Raw genomic sequence first — 19,605 nt, forward strand, 5'->3', positions numbered from 1 at the left:
CGACCAACCACCCGATATGGGCCTATTTCAGTAAGAGCTCTAATATTAATTATTATTTTACTTTAATACCTCTCTATATTTTGCGAAACTACCTCACGATAATGCTCCAAACCACCGCACAAAGAGCGATTCGCCCAAAAGCAGCCTCAAAAAGGCACTAGATTTTTCAAATTTGCCTATAAACAGTCATAAACTTGCCATACAGGTCAAAATTTGTGCAGGTTCGGTTTATTATTTAGTCAATTCATGACGTGATTATTTCAAGCGATCGAGAAATTGTGTGTTGCGATGCAGCATTTTTTTGATATCGTGCGGCAAACCATCCGTTCAACGTATGGAGTTTACGCATGAGGGACGTAGCCAAGCCGGCTAATGCGGATTTTTCGCAGGCCGGCATTGATTTTCCACCGATCGGCGGCCTGCTCAAACGCAGCTTCGACATCGCCGGTTCACTGATTGGCCTGGTTGCTCTCAGTCCGCTGTTTGTGATGGTCGCGCTGCTGGTTAAGTTTTCCGACGGCGGGCCGATTTTCTACGGTCACAGCCGGATCGGTCGGGGAGGACGGATTTTCCCGTGCCTCAAGTTTCGCACCATGGTTCAGGACGGCGAAAGGGTGCTGGCCGCATATCTTGCCGCCAACCCGGACGCCAACGCCGAATGGATAGCGACCCGCAAGCTCAAGAACGATCCACGCGTCACGCGCGTCGGAGCCGTGCTGAGGAAGCTCAGCCTCGATGAACTGCCGCAGATCATAAACATCCTTCAGGGCGACATGAGCCTTGTCGGTCCTCGTCCCGTGGTGCGCGACGAACTCGAGATTTACGGCAGTTCGGCCGTGTATTACCTGAAATCGCGCCCCGGCCTGACCGGGCTTTGGCAGGTCAGCGGCCGCAACGACGTTTCCTACGACAGCCGCGTTGCATTCGATCGCCACTATGTCGAGAACTGGTCGCTCTTTGAAGATATTCGTATTATCATCAAAACTGTGCCTGCCGTCTGGATGTCGCGGGGCTGCTACTGACCGGCGGGGAGCCCTGTGTCGAGGAGTGGCTGTCCAAGCATTCTGCGGCAAGCTTCATCGGGTGGGGTCAAGCGGAACGGAAAACGTCGAGTTGAAAACAGACATCTTCGAAATATCCTGCGCCGGCATTGTTGGCAATCGCATGCGGCGGATGCGGGTTATGACGACCTGCCTTGCGCTGGCATTCGCCGTTCCCCAACTCGCCGCCGCCGACGAGTACCGTCTTGGATCGCAGGACAAGCTGACCATCCGGGTGGCCGAATGGCAGACCGTTGAAGGCACGTTCCGCGACTGGACGGCCGTCAACGGAGAATACACAGTCGGCCCGGCCGGAACATTGTCCGTGCCGTTCGTCGGCGAAATGCCGGCATCCGGCAAGACCACGTCCGAGGTCGCGGCGGCGATCGCCCAGGCGCTCCAGCGCAAGCTCGCTCTGGCGGACCGGCCGGAGGCCTCCGTCGAAATGGCGCAGTACAGGCCGTTCTACATTTCCGGGGAGGTCCAGACCCCCGGCCAGTATCCTTACGTGCCCGAGCTGACCGTCCTGAGGGCGATGAGCATCGCCGGCGGTGTCCGGCGGAGCCCCGAAGGACAGCGGTACGACCGCGACATGATCAATGCCAAGGGCGATTTTGACGTTCTCCAAGACCAACGGGTCCGACTGATCGTCAGGCGCGCGCGCATCGAAGCGGAGATAGCGGACAAGCCGGCATTCGACGTGCCGAAGGAGGTGGCCGACGATCCGAAGCTGGAGAGCATCGTTGCCGACGAAATGGCGATCCTGACGGCCGATCAACAGAAGCTCAAACTGCGCCTTCAGGCGCTCGACGATTTGAAGAAGCTGCTGCAGAGCGAGATCGATTCGCTGCAGAAAAAGATGGTCAACCAGCAACGGCAGGTCGACCTTGCAAAGGAACAGCTCAGCGGCATCGGTTCGCTGGCGCAGAAAGGCCTTGTCGTCAACACGCGGGTTCTGAATTCGCAACAAACGATCGCCGACCTGGAAGGCAAGATTCTAGATTACGACACGGCCATCCTCACCGCCAAGCAGGCGATCAGCAAGGCCACCCAGGACGCCATCGATCTGGAAAACACCCAGAATGCGAGCCTTGCCGCCGACCGACAACAGGTAGAATCCGATCTCAGTGCAACGATGCTCAAGATGAACATGCAAACGGGCCTGATGGCTGAAGTCGTGTCGGCGAATCCCGCGTCGCGCCGCTATCGCGACGGCGAAGAGCCAATAATGTCGTTCAGCCTGGTTCGGGTGGTCGACGGCAAGACCAGCGAAATCAGCGCCAGCGAGGACACGCCCGTGCTGCCCGGAGACGTGATCAAGGTCAAGCTGGCGCCCGTGGCCGTCCAATAGGGTTTTCGACCAGCTGCGTCGACAAAGGGCCGTAGCCGGCACCACCGACGATACCAGCGATCAGCTCATCGCCGTGCCGCTCGACCAGTTCGACATCCGGACCATGTCGATGCGCCTCCTGTTGTCGACCTAGTGCCTGGCACGGTATGCCAGGCCGGCAGACATAGTCAGGAAAGGGCATTCCCGTCGCGCTGGCCTGGAACTGCTCCGCCGTTGACAAGTCGCCCGCTTCGCCTACACTCGAAAGTTGGGGGACACTGGGAGCATACGGTCGCATTCGAAAACGCGAACCGGTGGTCGGGGGGCGTATCCTATCCCGTCCGCACCACTGGAAAGCGCAACTGTCCGCTCGGAAGATTGCGGCGGTGGCGTTGCTGGGCCATTCTGGCCGATCCCGACCACGCCGAACAGATCGACTGAATCGGCGAAGAGTTCGACCGGACGAGTTCGCCTTGAACTCGCCAACACTGTGCTCGCCGACCGACAAGCCAGCCTACCGCCAACTCGGGACGTGAGTAATTACAGCGCAAGCAGAAGTTGTGCTTTAGTTGCAGCTAAATCCGGAGAGGACCTTGTCATGCACGGTGAAAGGGACGAAATCGTCAATCGAGAAAGAGAATTTCACAATCTCAGATTTAGTCAGGAGGAGGATCCAAGAGAAAGTCTGGACAAGTGGTATCGAACAATCCGTCACGGTGCCAAACGTCAAGACGAGGAAATAAAACGCCTTTCGAAAAATGCAGACGTGCTCGAGTACGGTTGCTCCGATGGCGGGTGGTCCCTGCATTCCCTGCACCTGCCCGATCTTTGCCGATCGCTGACGGGGATCGATATTTCGGAAGTAGCAGTAAACAAGGCGAATGAACGGGCGAGAACGCTTGGAAACATGAACGCCACATTCCTGGCGATGAATGCGGAAGCCATGTCCTTCGAGGACAACAAGTTCGACCTGGTGTATGGACGCGGGATCATCCATCACCTGGACCTGGATCGGTGCTTTTCCGAGGTGGTCCGTGTCTTGAAGCCGAACGGCGTGGCGTCCTTCTACGAGCCGATGGGACACAATCCTCTCCTGAATGCCTACAGAAGGCGGACACCTCTCATCCGCACCGCTGACGAACATCCATTGTTAGTTTCGGACTTCGCGTTGGCTCGCCGCTATTTCCGCGATGTCCAGGTGGAATATTTCGGCCTGTGCTCCGTAGGAAGCGCGCTGATGCCGCGAAGCATCTCGGAGACCGTCTACACAATTGGCAAAGCTGTCGATTCAGTCGTTCTGACGCTGCCGTTTGTGAAGCGGTTCGCATGGTATGCGCTCCTGACCCTTAGGGCCTGATCAACAGGCGGCGGAGCAACTGCCTCTCGCCACCGCTTCAGAAGTTGCCCGCGAGACAATCGTTCGGCCTTAGTGCTGGCGGGGCGGCGTCTTCGTTTGGGCGTAGAAGATCATAGACCGCCTTGGCGTCGAAGTCGGGGGATCATGGCGTATTGGGGTTGGACCCTTGGGTCACCCAAGGTGCCCCACCAAGCCTGATTGCAGGAAATCATGCCCGAATAGTTCGCGAAGCTGCCCCAAGATCACAGTCATTTTTTGCTTAGCCCCTTGCGGCTTTCGCTTCCTCGAAATCGCTGACCGCGGTCCATCGGGGACGGGCGACAGGCACCTTCGCCAGCTTGAAGTAGCTGTAATACAGGAGGAAGGAGCCCATGATGTAGGGGTTGAAGGTATCGATCTCGACGAAGGACCGGATGAACAGAAGCACCATCACGCCGGCGAGAATCACGGACTCGGCTTGCCACGTCCTGAACACCAATGCCGATATGTGGCCCCAGAGCGTGCGCAGGATGATTAGCGAAATCAGCGTCGCCCCGACATAGCCAAGCTCGACGAGGGCTTCTATGTAGGTGTTGTGGAAGTGGAAGCCGGCTCGGGTCGTGATGTAGAATTCGTTCCAAAGCCGCTCCGCCTCGGCGAAACCCTGTACCCAATAGGCCGCGTAGCCAACGCCGAGGATCGGCGCTTGCTGTGCCGCATTCCAGCCCTGATCCCAGAGATAGGTCCGTCCGGTGAGCGTGGAATCCTTTCCGAAAGCGCCAAGGACAAAATCCAGAAGTCCCGCGAAGGCAACCACGGTGACCACGACCAGCCCGCCCGCGCCGACCAGGAAAATCACCCGTCGATAGCGGAGCGAAAGCTTCTTGGTCATGGCAAGCAGAGCCACCAGAGCGAGAACCGCCGGTATCGAAGCCGTCGAGGTGGCGGAATGCGCACTGAACAGCATATAGGCCGACAGAACGACGGCCGGCGCCGTCAGGAAAAGGCTTATCCGGCCGCGTCTGAGAAAGGCCAGGAAGACAATGCAAAAATAGATCCCGAGCGATGCGACAAAGCCAATCTGGTTTTTGGAGCTGAATGCGCCGACGAAATTGTACGTCCCGTCGAGAATATCATAGGAATAAGCCCCGACCTTGAGCGAATAGAGCAGGACGAGAAAAATCCCGACCAGTGAGCCGATCGTCAACGTCCGGACACTGACGGTGCGCGCTGCAATGTAGGCGCAGGCAATATGAGAGCAGTATTGGATCGCCGTCCTCAACGTGATGCCGGGAGCATCCGACCAGAACACCGAGAGGCAGATGTAGATTGCAAACGCCAACGGGAGCCACGCACTGGAGGCATGCCGCAACAGCCGTCGGTAGTCCACCAGGATGAGGGGAAGCCAGACCGCATAATAGGCCAGGATCAGGATTTGGCCGAAAACGGAGGAGTAGGAGAACGCCCAGATGGAAATGGCAACGGCGAATGCGCCGTAGACCGTGTTCTTCTCCGGGTCGACCAACAGAGATTTCGGAATCTTCATCTCGGTAGCGGAATCCCGTCCATCCAGTTCAATGCCGATTCGCCGCCGCGCCAACTGCGGACGCTCTCATTGTGCAGTGCAATATAACCCATCCCCCGCAGCCTGTCACCCAAATGAGGCAAAAACACCTGTGCGGACGCCTTGAGGAGGGCGGTAAAAGGACCACGACAAGGCGGTGCCGCTATAACCAACGACCCCTCGCCATCCTATGGCCGGAACTCTCGCCGAGGGAGCGGGAACTCGTCCTGCTCCTCCTCGCCGGCCATCTGACCGCGACCATCGCCGGGAGAAAGTGTTGCCAGAAGACTAGGGCCTCTCAGCGGCCTGCTCCTGGCCCACCATGAACCTGTTCGGAGGTTCCAATCCTGGCTTGAACTTGTCTGCCGTTGACTTCACATTCGCCGCCGACGGTGCCGCCCAGCGCCCGTCGGGGGTGGCAACAAGGGAAAACCATATGCCGATGAGTTTTGCGGGACGGTTTGCAGGACGGTCGGCTGTGATCACCGGTGGCGCCTCGGGCATCGGCCTGGCCGTCGCGCGAAGGATCGTCGAAGAAGGCGGGCGCGTTTGCGTCTGGGATCGCGATCCCGCCCAGATCGAACAGGTCAAGGCTGTCATTGCCGGCCTGCACGGCGTGACCGTCGATGTCGCTGATGCGGCAGCGGTCGAGCATGCCGCTCTCAGTACGATCGACGCGTTTGGCGCGGTCGATATCCTGGTCACCAGCGCGGCCATCACCGGACCGAACATGACGACCTGGGACTATTCGGTGGAGGATTGGCGCCGGGTCATCGAGATCAACATCAACGGCGTCTTCTACTGCAACAAGGCGCTGGTTCCGCACATGATCGAGCGCAACTACGGCAGGATCGTCAACATCGCCTCGATTGCCGGCAAGGAGGGAAATCCCAACGCGTCGGCCTACAGCACCTCCAAGGCGGCGGTGATCGGCATGACAAAGTCGCTGGGCAAGGAACTGGCCAAGACCAAGGTGACGGTCAACTGCGTCACGCCGGCAGCCGTGCGCACCGCGATCTTCCAGCAGATGAGCCAGGAGCACATCGATTTCATGCTGTCGAAAATTCCGATGGCGCGGTTTGGCGAGGTCGAGGAGGTGGCGGCGCTGATCTCATGGATCGCTTCCGAGGAATGCTCCTTCACGACGGCCGCCGTCTTCGACGTTTCCGGCGGCCGGGCGACCTATTGAAGCAAGTCAGGCGCGATTTACCGTCGCCAGATCGGAGTTCACTTCGTTTGCTCAGCGTCGAACCGCCACTGTCCGACGAAGACCTGCTCGACCGCTTCCAACGCGCGGCCTTCGGCTATTTCCTGGAAACCGTGAACCCGCAGAACGGGCTGGTCGCCGACACGTCGCGGCCAAACTGGCCGGCAAGCATCGCGGTCGTCGGCTTCGCCCTGTCGTGCTATCCGGTCGGGGTCGAGCGCTGCTGGATGACACGAGACGCAGCCGCGAAGCTGGCGCTTGCCGCACTGCGCTTCTTCTGGAACAGCCGGCAGGGCAATGGCGACGACGCCACCGGCCACAAGGGGTTCTACTATCATTTCCTCGATATGCAGACCGGCCAGCGTGCCTGGCGATGCGAATTGTCGATGGTCGACACGGCGCTTTTGATGGCCGGCGTGCTCGTGGCTGGTGCCTATTTCACAGGCGACAATGACGATGAAACCGAAATCCGCGACCTGGCGGAGGTGCTCTACCGGCGCGTCGACTGGCGATGGGCGCAAGGCGGCAGTCCGACTCTGCGACAGGGCTGGAAGCCGAAGAGCGGCTTTCTGCGTTATGGCTGGGAAGGCTTCAACGAAGCGATGCTGCTCTACGTTCTGGCAATGGCCGCCCCGGACAAGCCAGCCTCGGACGACTGCTATGCGGGCTGGACGGCGACATATCGGTGGGAGAACATCTATGGTTACGACGTGCTCTATGGCGGTCCGCTGTTCATGCACCAGTTCTCGCATGCCTGGATCGATTTCGACGGCATCCGCGATGCGTTCATGCGGGAGAAGAACTCGGACTATTTTGAAAACAGCCGCCGCTCGACTTTCCTTCACCGGGACTATGCACGGCACAACCCCTCCGGCCACGACGGCTACAGCGAAGGACTTTGGGGTCTTTCGGCGGGTGACGGACCCGGCAATTTCCGCGCGCGGATCGAGCGGCAGCCGCGCAAATTTTCCGGCTACGCAGCTCGCGGTGCGCCGTTCGGCCCCGACGACGGAACAGTAGCGCCGTGGTCGTATCTCGCATCGCTGCCCTTCGCGCCGGAAATCTGCCTGCCGGCGCTGCGTCATCTCAGAGAACGCCACCCCGAGGTGATCGACAGGTTCAGGATGCCGAGCGGCTTCAACCCGACGCTGGCGAACCGGCGAAAGTTCGGGCCGAGCGGCTGGGTATCGGAAGGGCACTACGGACTGGACCAGGGTATCGTCGTGCTGATGATCGAAAACCACCGCTCGCGCCTGATCTGGAACCTGATGCGGTCAAGTCAGCATATCCGTCATGGCCTGCAAAAGGCCGGGTTCAGCGGCGGTTGGCTGTCGCAGCCGGCGAGCCCTCGCGAGGCTGCCTGCGTCGGATGACGGATCCATCGAACCGGAAACCACAGCGACCTGATCAAGGATCGACGCGACCTGGCACTTGCACGGCCGCCTCGCCGCATCCAACGCTTGACGAAAGCGCTATTCGGCTAAAGAAGATTGACGTGCAATGGCATGGCCGCGGAACATTTCTGGATGTTGCCCAAAATAAGAACCGACTATGCGGCCCGGCTGCTGGCGCGGGGTTACGTATGCCTGCCGCTTCGTGCCGGCGGCAAGCATCTCGACCTCGAGGCCATGGGATATGATCCGCTGCATTTGCAAACCTGCCGCAAGGACCTGAAGGAGCTCGCCTTCTGTTCCATTGCGTTCCAGCTGTCGCAGAAACCACCGACCGGCGAAGACATCGAGCGCTGGTTTCACGACTTCGCCGGAAATGTCGGCATATTGGGAGGATTTTCCAACCTGCTGATCCTGGATTTCGACAAAGCCGCCGCATATCGGGGCTGGTTCAGCCTCCATGGCGAAATTGCAGACCGCACGCCGGTCGCAAGGTCCCCGAACGGCTTCCATGTCTATCTGAGGACACGCGAACCGATGGTGTCATCCAGCCTGCATTTCGGTATGCGCCGTGTCGGCCACGTCAAGGCGCTTGGCGGTTACGTGGTGGGCAGCCCCTCGGTGCTGAAGGACGGCTCCTCCTATAGCTGGTTGGAGAACCAGTCGCCGTTCGATGTCGAACCGCAGCTGGTCGAGAGCCTCGCCGATCTTTCGCTGCGCCCAGTCTCGCCGCTCAAGCATTATTACGATCGTGTGCGAAACCGAGGCTTTTTCGAGCGGCAGTGAGTAAATCGGGAGAAACGCGATTGGACGTCACGGTCGTCATCCCGGCAAGGAATGCTGCCGCGACGATCGATGCCACATTGCGCAGCCTGATGTCCGACAGGAATCTGATCGGCGAAATCCTTCTGGTCGACGACGGTTCCGACGATCAGACCGCTTCTGCCGCGATCGCAAGCGCGCAGCGGTACGGATTGCCGCTGGAGGTCGTGACCGTCCGCCTCGGCAGCGCCGGCGCCGCGCGAAATGTCGGAATTGCGCGGGCTAGGGGCAAATCCATATTCTTCCTCGATGCGGATGACGAGTTGATAGGGGGAGGCCTGTCGCTTCTGCATGACGCCCTCCTGCGCAATCCCGAGGCGGGCCTGTCGATCGGGGCCAGCATCCGCCGCACGAACGGGCGGCCGGACAAGCTCAAGACCCCGCACGGATACACCAGCGACAGAGCTCAAAACACCAGGCGATATCTTCTCAACGAGCTCTGGCCGATCGCCATGGGAAGCGCGCTGGTCGCGACATCAGCGACGGCCGCAATTCGCTTTCCGGAAGCGATCGGCCTCGACGAAGACACGTGCTACTGGGTGACCCTGCTCGCGCGCTTCGAGGTGGCAGTCGTCTCGGCTCCGGTGCTGCTCTATCATCACGACGAGACACGAATGGCGCAGCGCTTCATCCTTGCGCCGCGCAGGACGTTTCTTGCCATTGCGCTCGAACTGGACAGGCTGACTGACTTTGGCGTCGAATGGGAGGCCGTTCAATGGCGAAAGTCCTGGATCGCGCAGCGGATTTCACGGCAGCTCATCAAGCACAAAAGATACGCCGACGCGGCAGGCATGATGCGGGCCGTTCGCGCCCATCAAGCATCCGGCCGGAGCTGGAAGGCCTTGCAGTACAGCGCCCGGATCCACGTCGGAGCAATGACTGAAAAGCACAGGCCGGATGCAAAGGCTACCACCTCCAACCACGGCAAGGAGCGGCGCACGCTGGTGCTGTCCTACGATCCGGCCTTCCCTCCTACCTCGGGCGCCGATCTCAGGAACTATCGCAACGCCGTGGTCGCGGCGGAAATCGGGCCGGTCTGCCTTGTCTCGATCCGGCCGCAGACCGATCCATCGAAACCGGCCGATCCCCGCATTCAAACGGCTTCTTTGACGATCGAGGGGGAAGCCCGTACGGCCTCGATCGGCTGGTGGAGGATCAGTGCCGAGAAACGAATTCCACGCGCCGCGCTGACGCGTCTCGAGGCGATTGTCCGCGAATTTGCCCCGGACAGCGTCGTGGTCGAGGGCATTGCGCTGTTCAAACTGCTGCGACCCTTGCGGCCCTTGGCCGGACAGCTCATCCTCGACATGCACAATGTCGAGTCCGACCTAGCGGGACAGTTGCATCGCGCTGATGACACAAGGTCGACGCCGACCATCGCCGCCGCCCTTGGCGTCAGGCGCCTCGAAAGAAAGGCGCTCGCCATCGTCGACAGGGCCTGGGTCTGCTCGAGGCAGGATTACGAAAGGCTGGCGGCTCTTTCGCCGCACAAGGTGCCGATCGATATCGTGCCGAACGGCATCCCTCGTTTCGAGGACATTCCCGTGGACCTGCCGGCGGCGGCTGCGACGTCCGACGGCTTTCCGGTCATCCTGTTTGTCGGCCATCTCGGATACAAGCCAAACATCGATGCCGCTGAACGACTGGCCGGCACCATCCTGCCCCGCATCCGGCAGCGATTGCCGACCGCGAGACTGGTTCTTGCCGGCCGATATCCAAAGCCGGCCGTGAAAGCGCTAACCGGACTGCAAGGCGTGGACCTCGTAGAAAATCCGGACGATATGCGGCCATTGCTGTCGCGCGCGCATCTCAGCATCATTCCGCTTTCGGCAGGCGGCGGCACGCGCATCAAGGTTCTCGAAGCGATGGCCTGGGGCATTCCGGTGGTTGCGACGCCGCTGGCGGTCGAGGGCCTGGACCTGGTCGAAAATGAAGAGGTGCTTCTATCGGATTCGGATGAACGGCTTGCCGACATGGCCATCGAGCTTTGTCTGGACCGCACGCGCATGGCGAGCCAGCGTGCCCGGGCGCATGAAGCCGTATGGTCCAGGTTCGGTCCTGAAGCCATCCGCAAGGCCGTCCGCGGCGGCTTTGGGCTGGACGATGCCGGCGCATGATATCCACGCTTTTTCCAAACACCGATCGATGAGCTGCCGATGATCCCCACCATCCTGCACCAGACTTGGAAGACCGACAGCGTCCCTGCCCGCTTTCAGGGCTATGTCGAAAGCTGGAAACGGCACCATCCCGGCTGGACAACAATGTTCTGGAGCGACCGGATGCTGCTCGAGCTCGTCGCCGAGCATTATCCGGATTTCCTGCCGATCTTTTGCAGCTATTCGAACGGTGTGATGCGCGCCGATGCCGCACGCTACCTGCTGCTCCATCATTTTGGCGGGGTCTACGCCGACATCGACTGCGAATGCGTCGCCCCTTTCGATGCGATCATGAGCGAGGACCGGGTCGTGCTCTGCAAGGAGCCGGATACGCACGCGCTCGTCCAGGCAAAGTTTCGCGGCCTGCCCTATTTGCTGTTCAACGGCACGATGGCGAGCCCGCCCCGGCATCCGTTCTGGCTGGAGGTCCTGTCCCTGTTGCCGGGGCTGGTCCATGCCAAGGAAGCGCTCGACGCGACCGGCCCCTGTGTGCTGACCTCCGCGCAGCTCGGCTATGGCGACCAGGCGGCCTTCGCCATACACGCTTCCACCCTGTTTGCGCCTATGGACTCGGCCGGGCGCACGGACATGCCGGTTGGCAATGGAGCGCAGACGCTGTCGATCCATCATTGGGCCGGCACATGGTGGACACCGCGGCCCGCGGCGCGGTGGCGGGACACGATCCGCAGTCACGCCTATCGGTTCTGGCACCATCTGACACGCGGCGCGCATCTGGACGAGGCCGCGGCGAAGGCGAGCGTCAGCCAGGCGGCGCTTTCGGCAGCGCCGCCGTCAGGCTCGAATGTCGCCATTCTGGTGCCGCTGCGCGATGCGGCCGACCATATCCAGCCGTTCCTCGATGCGTTGCAGGTGCTCGACTACCCCAAGGACAGGATCAAGCTGGTCTTCTGCGAGGGCGACAGTTCGGACGGGAGTTGGGAAAGGCTGCAGGCGGCAGTGGCGCCGCTTGCCGGCGCCTATCGTGGCGTCGTCCTGCTGCAAAAGCATGTGGGCACACGCCTCGACCGGGCCAAGCGAACGAAACCGCGACAGCAGCGCAAGAGACGGGGCGCCATCGCCAAGGTACGCAACCACCTGATCGATCATGGACTGGATGCCGACGATGCCTGGGCGCTGTGGATCGATATCGATGTGTGGCGATTTCCAAGCGATGTCTTGAACCGGCTGATAGTAAGCGGGCATCGCATAGCGGTTCCCAACTGCGTGAAGATCGCCGGCGGCGACAGCTTCGACCTCAACAGCTTCGTCACCACTCAGCCTGAAAAGAACTATCGCTACTATCGTGAAATACGCGGCGGCCTTTACCAGCCGCCTGCCTATTTCATAGGCCGCCTTCACCTCAGCGACGTTCGCCATCTCGAAAGCATCGGTCTCGATGGGGTCGGTGGAACGATGCTTCTTGTCGACGCCGCATTGCATCGCGGCGGTCTTCGGTTCCCGGAGATTCCCTATCGCGATCTGATCGAAACCGAAGGCTTTGGCGCTCTCGCCAACGATCTGGGCATCAGGCCCGTCGGTCTTCCCAAGCTTGAGATACTCCATGTTCCGTGGTGATCGGGACTGACCGGCGCTGCTCGAGCTCTTGCCGGATGGGTTCCAGATAGGCTTGCGGCCGCAGCCGTTGCCAAAGGAAATCGCGGTCGGTCAGATGCGCGACCTGGCCGACCCATCGCTCCATCATTTCGGGATTCCGGACCTGATGCCAATCATCGACTATGATGACGGGCAACCCTTCATAGAGAGGATCGAGCGGCGACGTCTTTGTCACGACGATGCAGCCCAGATACAGCAGTTCCCACGTCCTGTGGCAGTCGAGGCCACTTCCAGCCGTCGAAAGGACCAGCGGGTACTGTGCATAGCGCTCCCAGATGGAGCGTTGCGATAGCCGCTTGTCAAGAAAATCGACATGCGGGCATCCCTTCAGGGCATCGACCAAGTCCCGTCGCCCCGTGGGTCCCCTGCTCAAGTTGAGATCACAGAATATTCTGAGCGGGCGGCGCTCCGGCGCGTCCTGCCGACGGCGAATGGTTTCGAGGAGCCTCGCAAGCTGTCCGGGCGTGCTGAAACTGCGCAGCGTGTGGAGATCGAGCCCGATCGGGAAAGGTTTGAGCTTGGGGTGATCGCCATCGCAGTTCTGGGTGTACCAGGACACCAGGAAAGGATTGGCAAGAAGCCGCTCGGCGGTATCCTTCGCGAGATTTGACGGCACCGACGCATCGCCGTCCGTCGTCACCAGCGTGAACGGCGCCTTGATGGTCGGCAGGACCACTTCGACGAAAGTGTCGAGATCGCAGACACGCAATTCCCTGGCACGGGTGCTCAGGCGCAGCCAGACCACGCCATGCGCACCGCTATAGTGCCTGCGGAAGAATGCCTCCGTCTGTGCCGATTCGGTCGGCGCGTATCGATACCAGCGTGGACCGGCAAAATCGCAGAAGGAGCCGATTCCCTTGGACCATAACAGCGGAGGAACGTGGAGAAAGCGCAGCGCGGCGGAATGAACCGCCTTTTGCAAAAGCTCTCGCCGACGAAACTTGCCCATCTGCGAGGACTAACCCAGGCACCGGCGACGTTGCAATGTCGGGTACGAAGATGTTCCCCGCCACCGCATTCCCGTAATTTTTGCCTCGGGCCATGGTTTTTCCGCCAGCGATGCAGCCGACTCCGCCTGCCTGGGCTCGCGTAGCGTCGACTTGCTTAGCCGGCGAATGTGTAGGCGGTTTTCACCGTCGTGTAGAATTCCGCAGCGTAGCGGCCCTGCTCGCGCGGTCCATAGCTCGATCCCTTGCGTCCGCCGAAAGGCACATGGAAGTCGACGCCTGCCGTCGGCAGATTGACCATCACCATGCCGGCCTCCGAATTGCGCTTGAAATGCGTGGCGTGCTTGAGGCTCGACGTGCAGATGCCCGACGTCAGGCCGAAAGGCGTATCGTTGGCCACCACCAGCGCCTCGTCGTAGTCCTTGACGCGGATGACGTTGGCCACGGGCCCGAAGATCTCCTCGCGTGAGATGCGCATGGCGTTGGTGGCTTCGGTAAACAGCGCCGGCTGCAGGTAGAAACCACGGGTTTCGCGATCGAGCAGCTCGCCGCCGAAGGCCAGGTCGGCGCCTTCCTGGCGGCCGATAGCGATATAGTCTTCGTCCTGCTTCAACTGGCTCTGGTCGACGACCGGTCCGATCTGGGTTTTCGCATCGAGAGCGTCGCCGACGACCAGCTTGCCCAGGCGATCTTTCATCGCGTCGACGAAGCGATCATGGATGCCCTCCGTCACGACCAGGCGGGACGATGCCGTGCAGCGCTGGCCGGTCGAGAAGTATGCGCCATTGATTGCGCAGTCGACGGCCGTGCCGAGATCTGCATCGTCGAGCACGACAAGTGGGTTCTTGCCACCCATTTCGAGCTGGAACTTGCGCATGTGCTCCACGCTCGCTGCAGCCACGCGCTTGCCAGTGCCGACCGAGCCGGTGAAGGTAATGGCATTGAGGTCGGGGCTGTCGAGCATGGCCTGGCCGACCACCGAACCCTTGCCCATGACGAGATTGAGCACACCCTTCGGCAGGCCGGCGCGGTGCAGGATGTCGACAATGGCCCAGGCGCTCTCCGGAACCAGGTCGGCCGGCTTGAAGACAATGGTGTTGCCGTAGGCCAGGGCCGGGGCGATCTTCCAGGCCGGGATGGCGATCGGGAAGTTCCACGGCGTGATGATGCCGACGACGCCGACAGCCTCCCGCGTGATCTCGACACCGACGCCGGGCCGCACGCTCGGAACCATCTCACCCGACAGGCGCAGCGTCTCGCCGGCAAAGAAGTCGAATATCTGGGCGGCCCGCACGGTCTCGCCAACGCCCTCGACCAGCGTCTTGCCTTCCTCGCGTGCCAGATTGCGGCCCAATTCGTCCTTGCGCGCCATAATCTCGTCCGACGCCTTCTTCAGCACCGCATGGCGGGCCAGCGGACCTGATCGGGACCACGCCGGAAACGCTTGTTTCGCTGCTGTGATCGCCTGCCGAGCCTGATCCGCGCCTGCCGACGCATACTCGCCAACCACGTCGTCGAGATTGGATGGATTGATGTTGCGGGAGGCGGCGTCGCCTACCCACTCGCCATCGATGAGGTTCTTTCGAAACGGGATCATGTCGCTATCTTCCTTGTCGTCGTTCGATTGCCGTCTATCTGGACCACCAGCCGCCACATCGCAAGGCCGCCGGCGACGGCAAAGTTCTTCGGCTCCGTCGGCATGTGCTAGATGTCGAGGTGGAAAAACATGATTCTTGAAAGGCGCGATACGGATCGCGCCGGGAGGAACTGCCATGTCCGACAGCGCCTTGCCGCTGGTGATCAGCGCGCCCGAACCGCGCACCCTCGACCTGATCTTCACGCCGCAGGTGCTGGCGAGATTCCGCGCCAAATACCGCATCGTCGAAACGACGCCTGAAGGCGTCGCGGCCCTCCCAGCCGACGTGCTCGCCGAGGCGCGCTACATCGTCGGCCAGCCGCCGATCGCGCCGGAGACGCTGGAAAGGATGACGGCGCTGCGCTGCGTCTTCAATGTCGAGAGCAACCTCATCAACAACATGCCGTATGAAACGCTGTTCTCGCGCGGCATCCATGTCGTCACCACGGGCATGGTCTTCGCCGAGCCCGTCGCCGAACTCGGTCTTGCCATGGCGCTCAACCTCGCCCGCGACATCGTCGATGCCGATCTCGCCTTCCGGCAGGGCAGGGAACTTTGGGGCGGCGACGGCAACCAGACGGCGCGGATTCTCTCCGGCGCTGATGTCGGCATCATCGGCTTCGGCGATCTCGGCCGCGCGCTCAACCGGCTGCTGTCAGGCTTTCGCACGCGGACCAAGGTCTTCGATCCGTGGCTGCCGCCATCGATCCTTATCGAAAACGGCGTCGAGCCGGCCTCGCTCGACACGGTTTTGTCGACCAGCGACTTCATCTTCGTCGTCGCCTCGGTGACCAGCGAAAATCAGGGTTTTCTCGGCGCCGAGGCCTTTGCCAGAATGCGCAAGGGAGCCGCCTTCATCCTGCTCAGCCGTGCCGGCGTGGTCGATTTTCCGGCGCTGATGGACGCCGTTCGCAGCGGTCACATCGTCGCCGCCAGCGACGTGTTTCCGGAAGAGCCGCTGGCGCAGGACCATCCCGTGCGCTCGCTGCCCGGCTTCCTGCGCTCCGCCCATCGGGCCGGCGCGCTCGACGTCGCCTTCAAGCGCATGGGCGACATGGTGCTGGAGGACATGGATCTGATCGACCGCGGCCTGCCGCCGATGCGTTCGAAGCGGGCCGAACGCGAGACCGTTTCGCGCATGCGTTCAAAGCCGGTCGACAAGAACTGAGCCGCCAGACCCAGCGCCTGTGCGAATTTCTCAGATGGTGAACGACCAGAACAGGCAGGCCAGCGTCGCTGCGGCGAAGACGACGAAGAACAGGCTTCTCAGCAGGATGTTGCGGCGCAGTTCGTTCATGAAGAGATGGCATCCGACGACGGCTGCGACAAACAGGAAACGCCAGTTCAGCAGTGCCGGCAAAATGCCGCCCTGACCGGAAGCCCATCTGGCGGCGAGGCAGCCAATGATGGTCGCGAACAATACGATCATCGCCCAAAAGATGGCATCGGCGGCATGTGTCAGGACGATGCCAGCAGCCCTGATCGGCAAGACCATCATCAGCAGCGCACTGAAGAAATAGACTGACGCAAGCGGGATGAACGTCCCGGCATCGGCAATGCTGTCCAGGCGTTTGGCGCCGACCGCGCCGAATGGGTAGCCATGCTTGGCCACCGCCAGGCTCAGCGCCATCAGCAAAGCTGTCAGCACGGCGACCAGTCCGAATGAAGTGAAGGCCTTGCTCATACCGTTTCCTGTCCCACCGTTCCTTGTTCTTGGCGAATCGACCAAGGACGTTGGTAGCCCACGGTTGTAAATTGCTGGTAAGCGTCAAAGCAGCGCGGCGACAGCTTTGTGGGATGGCCTTTGCGGCAGAACCGTTCCGGCGGCAGGAAATTCAACAGCGGCCGCGCACTCATTCTGCCGCTTGAAGATTTCGTCCATCGATGATGGTCCTGATCTCCGCGCGGCAGGAGCCGCAATTGGTGCCGGCATGCAGGGTGGCGCCGATCGCTTCGACGCTGGTGCAGCCGCCGCGCACCGCTTCCGCGATCTGATTGGCGCCAACCCCGAAGCAGGAGCATACGATGGCGCCACGGTCGACGCGATTGCCGCTCGGCCGCCCGGCCACGATCGCCAGCCGCCCGCGCCGATCGGCATGGTCCATGTTCAACTGCTCCACCGCCCAGCTACGCGACACGGCGACCGGCTTGGGCGCAAGATACAGCGCGCCAGCCAGGTGGCTGCCGGCAAAGCGGGCGAAGCGATAGTGCCCGCCGGCGACGTCATGATAGGCGAGTGTCTCGCCTAGCGCGTCCGCCCCGAGAAGCGAAGCCGCGAAAGCCGGCCAGTCCCGGCCAGCCTTCAATGCAAGCTCAAGGCGCCAGCCGGCGGCGCAGCGGGCGAGGCTCCAATAGTCGGCGTCGATCGAGGCCGGCCGTTCGGCAAGGACCGCGAAGCCGAAAGCGACGGCAGTGAAGCGCTCCACGCCGGCGGCACCGTTCTTCGAGGCCGGCTGGCCTGAAATCGCATCGGTGATGGGCGCCACTAGCGCATCGACGCGAGCGCGCGCGGAAAACTGGTCCGTCCAGTGCATCGGCACGAAGACCGAGCCTGGCCGCTGCCGCGCTGTCACCAGCGCGCGAAGCAGCACATCACCATGCGCGGTCGAGACGCGCACGATGTCGGCGTCGCCGATACCGAAATGCTGCGCATCCGCTGGGTGGATTTCGACGAAGGGCTCGGCCATGTGCTGGGACAGTCGCGGGCTTTTTCCCGTCCGCGTCATGGTGTGCCAGTGGTCGCGAACCCGCCCGGTGTTGAGGACCAGCGGGAAGTCGGGACTGATGCGGGTTTGCGCCGTTGGACGGATGGCGATGAAGCGCGCCTTGCGGTCGGGCGTGTAGAAATTGCCGTTGGCGAAGAAGCGCGTGGCAGGTGGGGTGCGTCCAGTTTGGATGCCCTTCTGCGCTTGAACATCCCCCTCCATCAGGCTCGACGCTGGCCACTGGAATGGAGCCAGCACATCGTATCCCGCCGTATCGATCCCGGCATAAGCGCCGATATCAAAATCCCGAACTCCGTCATTCTCGAATGCCGAGAGTGCGGCATGCTCGGCGAAAATCTCCGCTGGCGACGCATGCGAAAATGCCTCGCCAAAACCCATCCGCCTGGCCACTTCCGCGATCATCCGCCAATCCGGCCGCGCCTCGCCAGGCGCCGGCAAAAAGGCGCGCTGACGCGAGATCCGGCGCTCCGAATTGGTGACGGTGCCGTCCTTCTCGCCCCATGCAGTGGCAGGCAGCCGGACATGGGCGTGGCGGACCGTGTCGGTCTTGGCCATTACGTCTGACACCACGACAAACGGGCAGGCCTTGATCGCCGCTTCGACGGCATCGGCATCCGGCATCGAATCGACCGGATTGGTCGCCATGATCCACAGCGCCTTGATGCGGCCGTCGGCTACCGCCTGGAACATCTCGACCGCCTTCAGGCCGGGTTTTTCGGCAACGGCCGGCGCGCTCCAGAAGCGCTGCACGCGGTCGCGATGCCCGGGGTTTTCGATTTCCATATGGGCAGCCAGCATGTTGGCCATGCCGCCAACCTCGCGGCCGCCCATCGCGTTGGGCTGGCCGGTCACCGAAAACGGCCCGCCACCTGGCCTGCCGATGCGGCCGGTGGCGAGATGGCAGTTGATGATGGCGTTGACCTTGTTGGTGCCCGAGGACGACTGGTTCACCCCCTGGCTGTAGACGGTCACCGTCTTCGCCGTCGCGGCAAACAGGCCGTAGAAGCGGGCAAGCTCGTCCTCGCCAAGGCCCGTGGCGGCAGCGATGCCGGCAGGATCTAGCGCCGAGGCGGCGGCAATCGCGTCATCAAAGCCCGTCGTGTGCGCTGCGATATAGGCGCGGTCCAGTACGTCATTCTTGCCAAGATAGGCGAGCAGGCCGGTGAACAGCGCGACGTCGCCATCGGGCGCGATCGCCAGATGCATGTCGGCGAGATCTGAGGTCATGGTGCGGCGCGGGTCGATCAGCACCACCTTCATGTCGGGCCGCTTTTCCCGGGCAGCGGCGATGCGCTGGTAGAGCACGGGATGGCACCAGGCGAGATTGGAGCCGACCAGCACGATCAGGTCGGCAAGCTCCAGATCCTCATAGCTGCCCGGTACCGTGTCGGAGCCGAAGGCGCGGCGGTGGCCGGCGACCGACGAGGCCATGCACAGGCGTGAATTGGTGTCGATATTGGCCGTGCCGATGAAGCCCTTCATCAGCTTGTTGGCGACGTAATAGTCCTCGGTCAGCAACTGTCCCGAGACGTAGAAGGCGACCGCGTCGGGTCCGTGCTCGGCGATGGTCCGCGAGAAGGTCGAGGCGATGACGTCGAGCGCTTCGTCCCAGCCGGTGCGGCGACCGTGGATTTCCGGGTAGAGCAGCCTGCCGTCGAGGTCGATCGTCTCGGCCAGTGCCGAGCCCTTGGAACAGAGCCGGCCGAAATTCGCCGGATGGTCGGGATCGCCGCGGACGGTCACTCCGCCGTCCGCGGCGACCTTCGCCAGCACGCCGCAGCCCACCCCGCAATAGGGGCAGGTGGTCCTCACCTCGCGCGCTTCGTCGATCTCCAT

General features: G+C 61.8%; 14 protein-coding genes. 9 read left to right on the forward strand and 5 right to left on the reverse strand.

Annotated features, from left to right (window positions below):
- Nucleotides 1-347 precede the first annotated feature (347 nt).
- The 3 genes from IQ26_RS15755 (at nucleotide 348) to IQ26_RS15765 (ending at nucleotide 3,727) form a co-directional block, all read left to right on the forward strand.
- Nucleotides 348-1,022: a sugar transferase gene (locus IQ26_RS15755; RefSeq protein WP_145718779.1), complete on the forward strand. Its 675-nt coding sequence runs from the start codon at nucleotides 348-350 to the stop codon at nucleotides 1,020-1,022.
- A 160-nt stretch (nucleotides 1,023-1,182) separates the two neighbouring features.
- Nucleotides 1,183-2,391 carry a polysaccharide biosynthesis/export family protein gene (locus tag IQ26_RS15760; RefSeq protein ID WP_145718781.1) on the forward strand — a complete coding sequence of 403 codons (1,209 nt, stop codon included), beginning with the start codon at nucleotides 1,183-1,185 and terminating at the stop codon, nucleotides 2,389-2,391.
- A gap of 577 nt (nucleotides 2,392-2,968) precedes the next feature.
- Nucleotides 2,969-3,727: a class I SAM-dependent methyltransferase gene (locus tag IQ26_RS15765; protein ID WP_145718783.1), complete on the forward strand. Its 759-nt coding sequence runs from the start codon at nucleotides 2,969-2,971 to the stop codon at nucleotides 3,725-3,727.
- A gap of 259 nt (nucleotides 3,728-3,986) precedes the next feature.
- Here IQ26_RS15765 and IQ26_RS15770 read toward each other — a convergent pair whose 3' ends face one another.
- Entirely contained in the window at nucleotides 3,987-5,252 is a 1,266-nt protein-coding gene (locus IQ26_RS15770; RefSeq protein ID WP_145718786.1) for an O-antigen ligase family protein, read from the reverse strand.
- Between the two features lie 454 nt (nucleotides 5,253-5,706).
- On the opposite strand from IQ26_RS15770, the gene IQ26_RS15780 reads away from it, so the two are divergent.
- From IQ26_RS15780 to IQ26_RS15800, 5 genes are all read left to right on the forward strand, one after another.
- Entirely contained in the window at nucleotides 5,707-6,459 is a 753-nt protein-coding gene (locus IQ26_RS15780) for an SDR family NAD(P)-dependent oxidoreductase (protein WP_145718790.1), read from the forward strand.
- 47 nt (nucleotides 6,460-6,506) lie between these two features.
- A complete protein-coding gene (locus IQ26_RS15785; protein WP_240547132.1) occupies nucleotides 6,507-7,850 on the forward strand; it encodes a glucoamylase family protein in 1,344 nt (447 codons plus the stop codon).
- A 153-nt stretch (nucleotides 7,851-8,003) separates the two neighbouring features.
- Entirely contained in the window at nucleotides 8,004-8,654 is a 651-nt protein-coding gene (locus tag IQ26_RS15790; protein WP_240547133.1) for a bifunctional DNA primase/polymerase, read from the forward strand.
- A 20-nt stretch (nucleotides 8,655-8,674) separates the two neighbouring features.
- Entirely contained in the window at nucleotides 8,675-10,807 is a 2,133-nt protein-coding gene (locus IQ26_RS15795; RefSeq protein WP_240547134.1) for a glycosyltransferase, read from the forward strand.
- A gap of 39 nt (nucleotides 10,808-10,846) precedes the next feature.
- Nucleotides 10,847-12,421: a glycosyltransferase gene (locus tag IQ26_RS15800; protein WP_145718799.1), complete on the forward strand. Its 1,575-nt coding sequence runs from the start codon at nucleotides 10,847-10,849 to the stop codon at nucleotides 12,419-12,421.
- Here the strand turns inward: IQ26_RS15800 and IQ26_RS15805 are convergent.
- Together IQ26_RS15805 and IQ26_RS15810 are read right to left on the reverse strand one after the other, a co-directional pair.
- On the reverse strand, nucleotides 12,372-13,382 hold the full coding sequence (locus tag IQ26_RS15805) for a hypothetical protein (RefSeq protein WP_240547135.1): 1,011 nt from the start codon (nucleotides 13,380-13,382) through the stop codon (nucleotides 12,372-12,374). The genes IQ26_RS15800 and IQ26_RS15805 overlap by 50 nt on opposite strands.
- A gap of 182 nt (nucleotides 13,383-13,564) precedes the next feature.
- Nucleotides 13,565-15,001, reverse strand: coding sequence for an aldehyde dehydrogenase family protein (locus tag IQ26_RS15810; RefSeq protein WP_208760169.1), 1,437 nt, complete (start codon nucleotides 14,999-15,001; stop codon nucleotides 13,565-13,567).
- A 178-nt stretch (nucleotides 15,002-15,179) separates the two neighbouring features.
- Between IQ26_RS15810 and IQ26_RS15815 the strand changes: the two genes are divergently transcribed.
- Nucleotides 15,180-16,211 carry a hydroxyacid dehydrogenase gene (locus tag IQ26_RS15815; RefSeq protein WP_145718803.1) on the forward strand — a complete coding sequence of 344 codons (1,032 nt, stop codon included), beginning with the start codon at nucleotides 15,180-15,182 and terminating at the stop codon, nucleotides 16,209-16,211.
- Nucleotides 16,212-16,241: 30 nt separating this feature from the next.
- On the opposite strand, the gene IQ26_RS15820 is transcribed toward IQ26_RS15815, so the two are convergent.
- Complete coding sequence (locus tag IQ26_RS15820; RefSeq protein WP_145718805.1) at nucleotides 16,242-16,727, reverse strand: hypothetical protein; 486 nt, start codon at nucleotides 16,725-16,727, stop codon at nucleotides 16,242-16,244.
- A gap of 169 nt (nucleotides 16,728-16,896) precedes the next feature.
- Complete coding sequence (locus tag IQ26_RS15825; protein WP_145718808.1) at nucleotides 16,897-19,605, reverse strand: nitrate reductase; 2,709 nt, start codon at nucleotides 19,603-19,605, stop codon at nucleotides 16,897-16,899.

Origin of the sequence: Mesorhizobium tianshanense (assembly GCF_007830515.1) — a bacterium.
GTDB lineage: Bacteria > Pseudomonadota > Alphaproteobacteria > Rhizobiales > Rhizobiaceae > Mesorhizobium > Mesorhizobium tianshanense.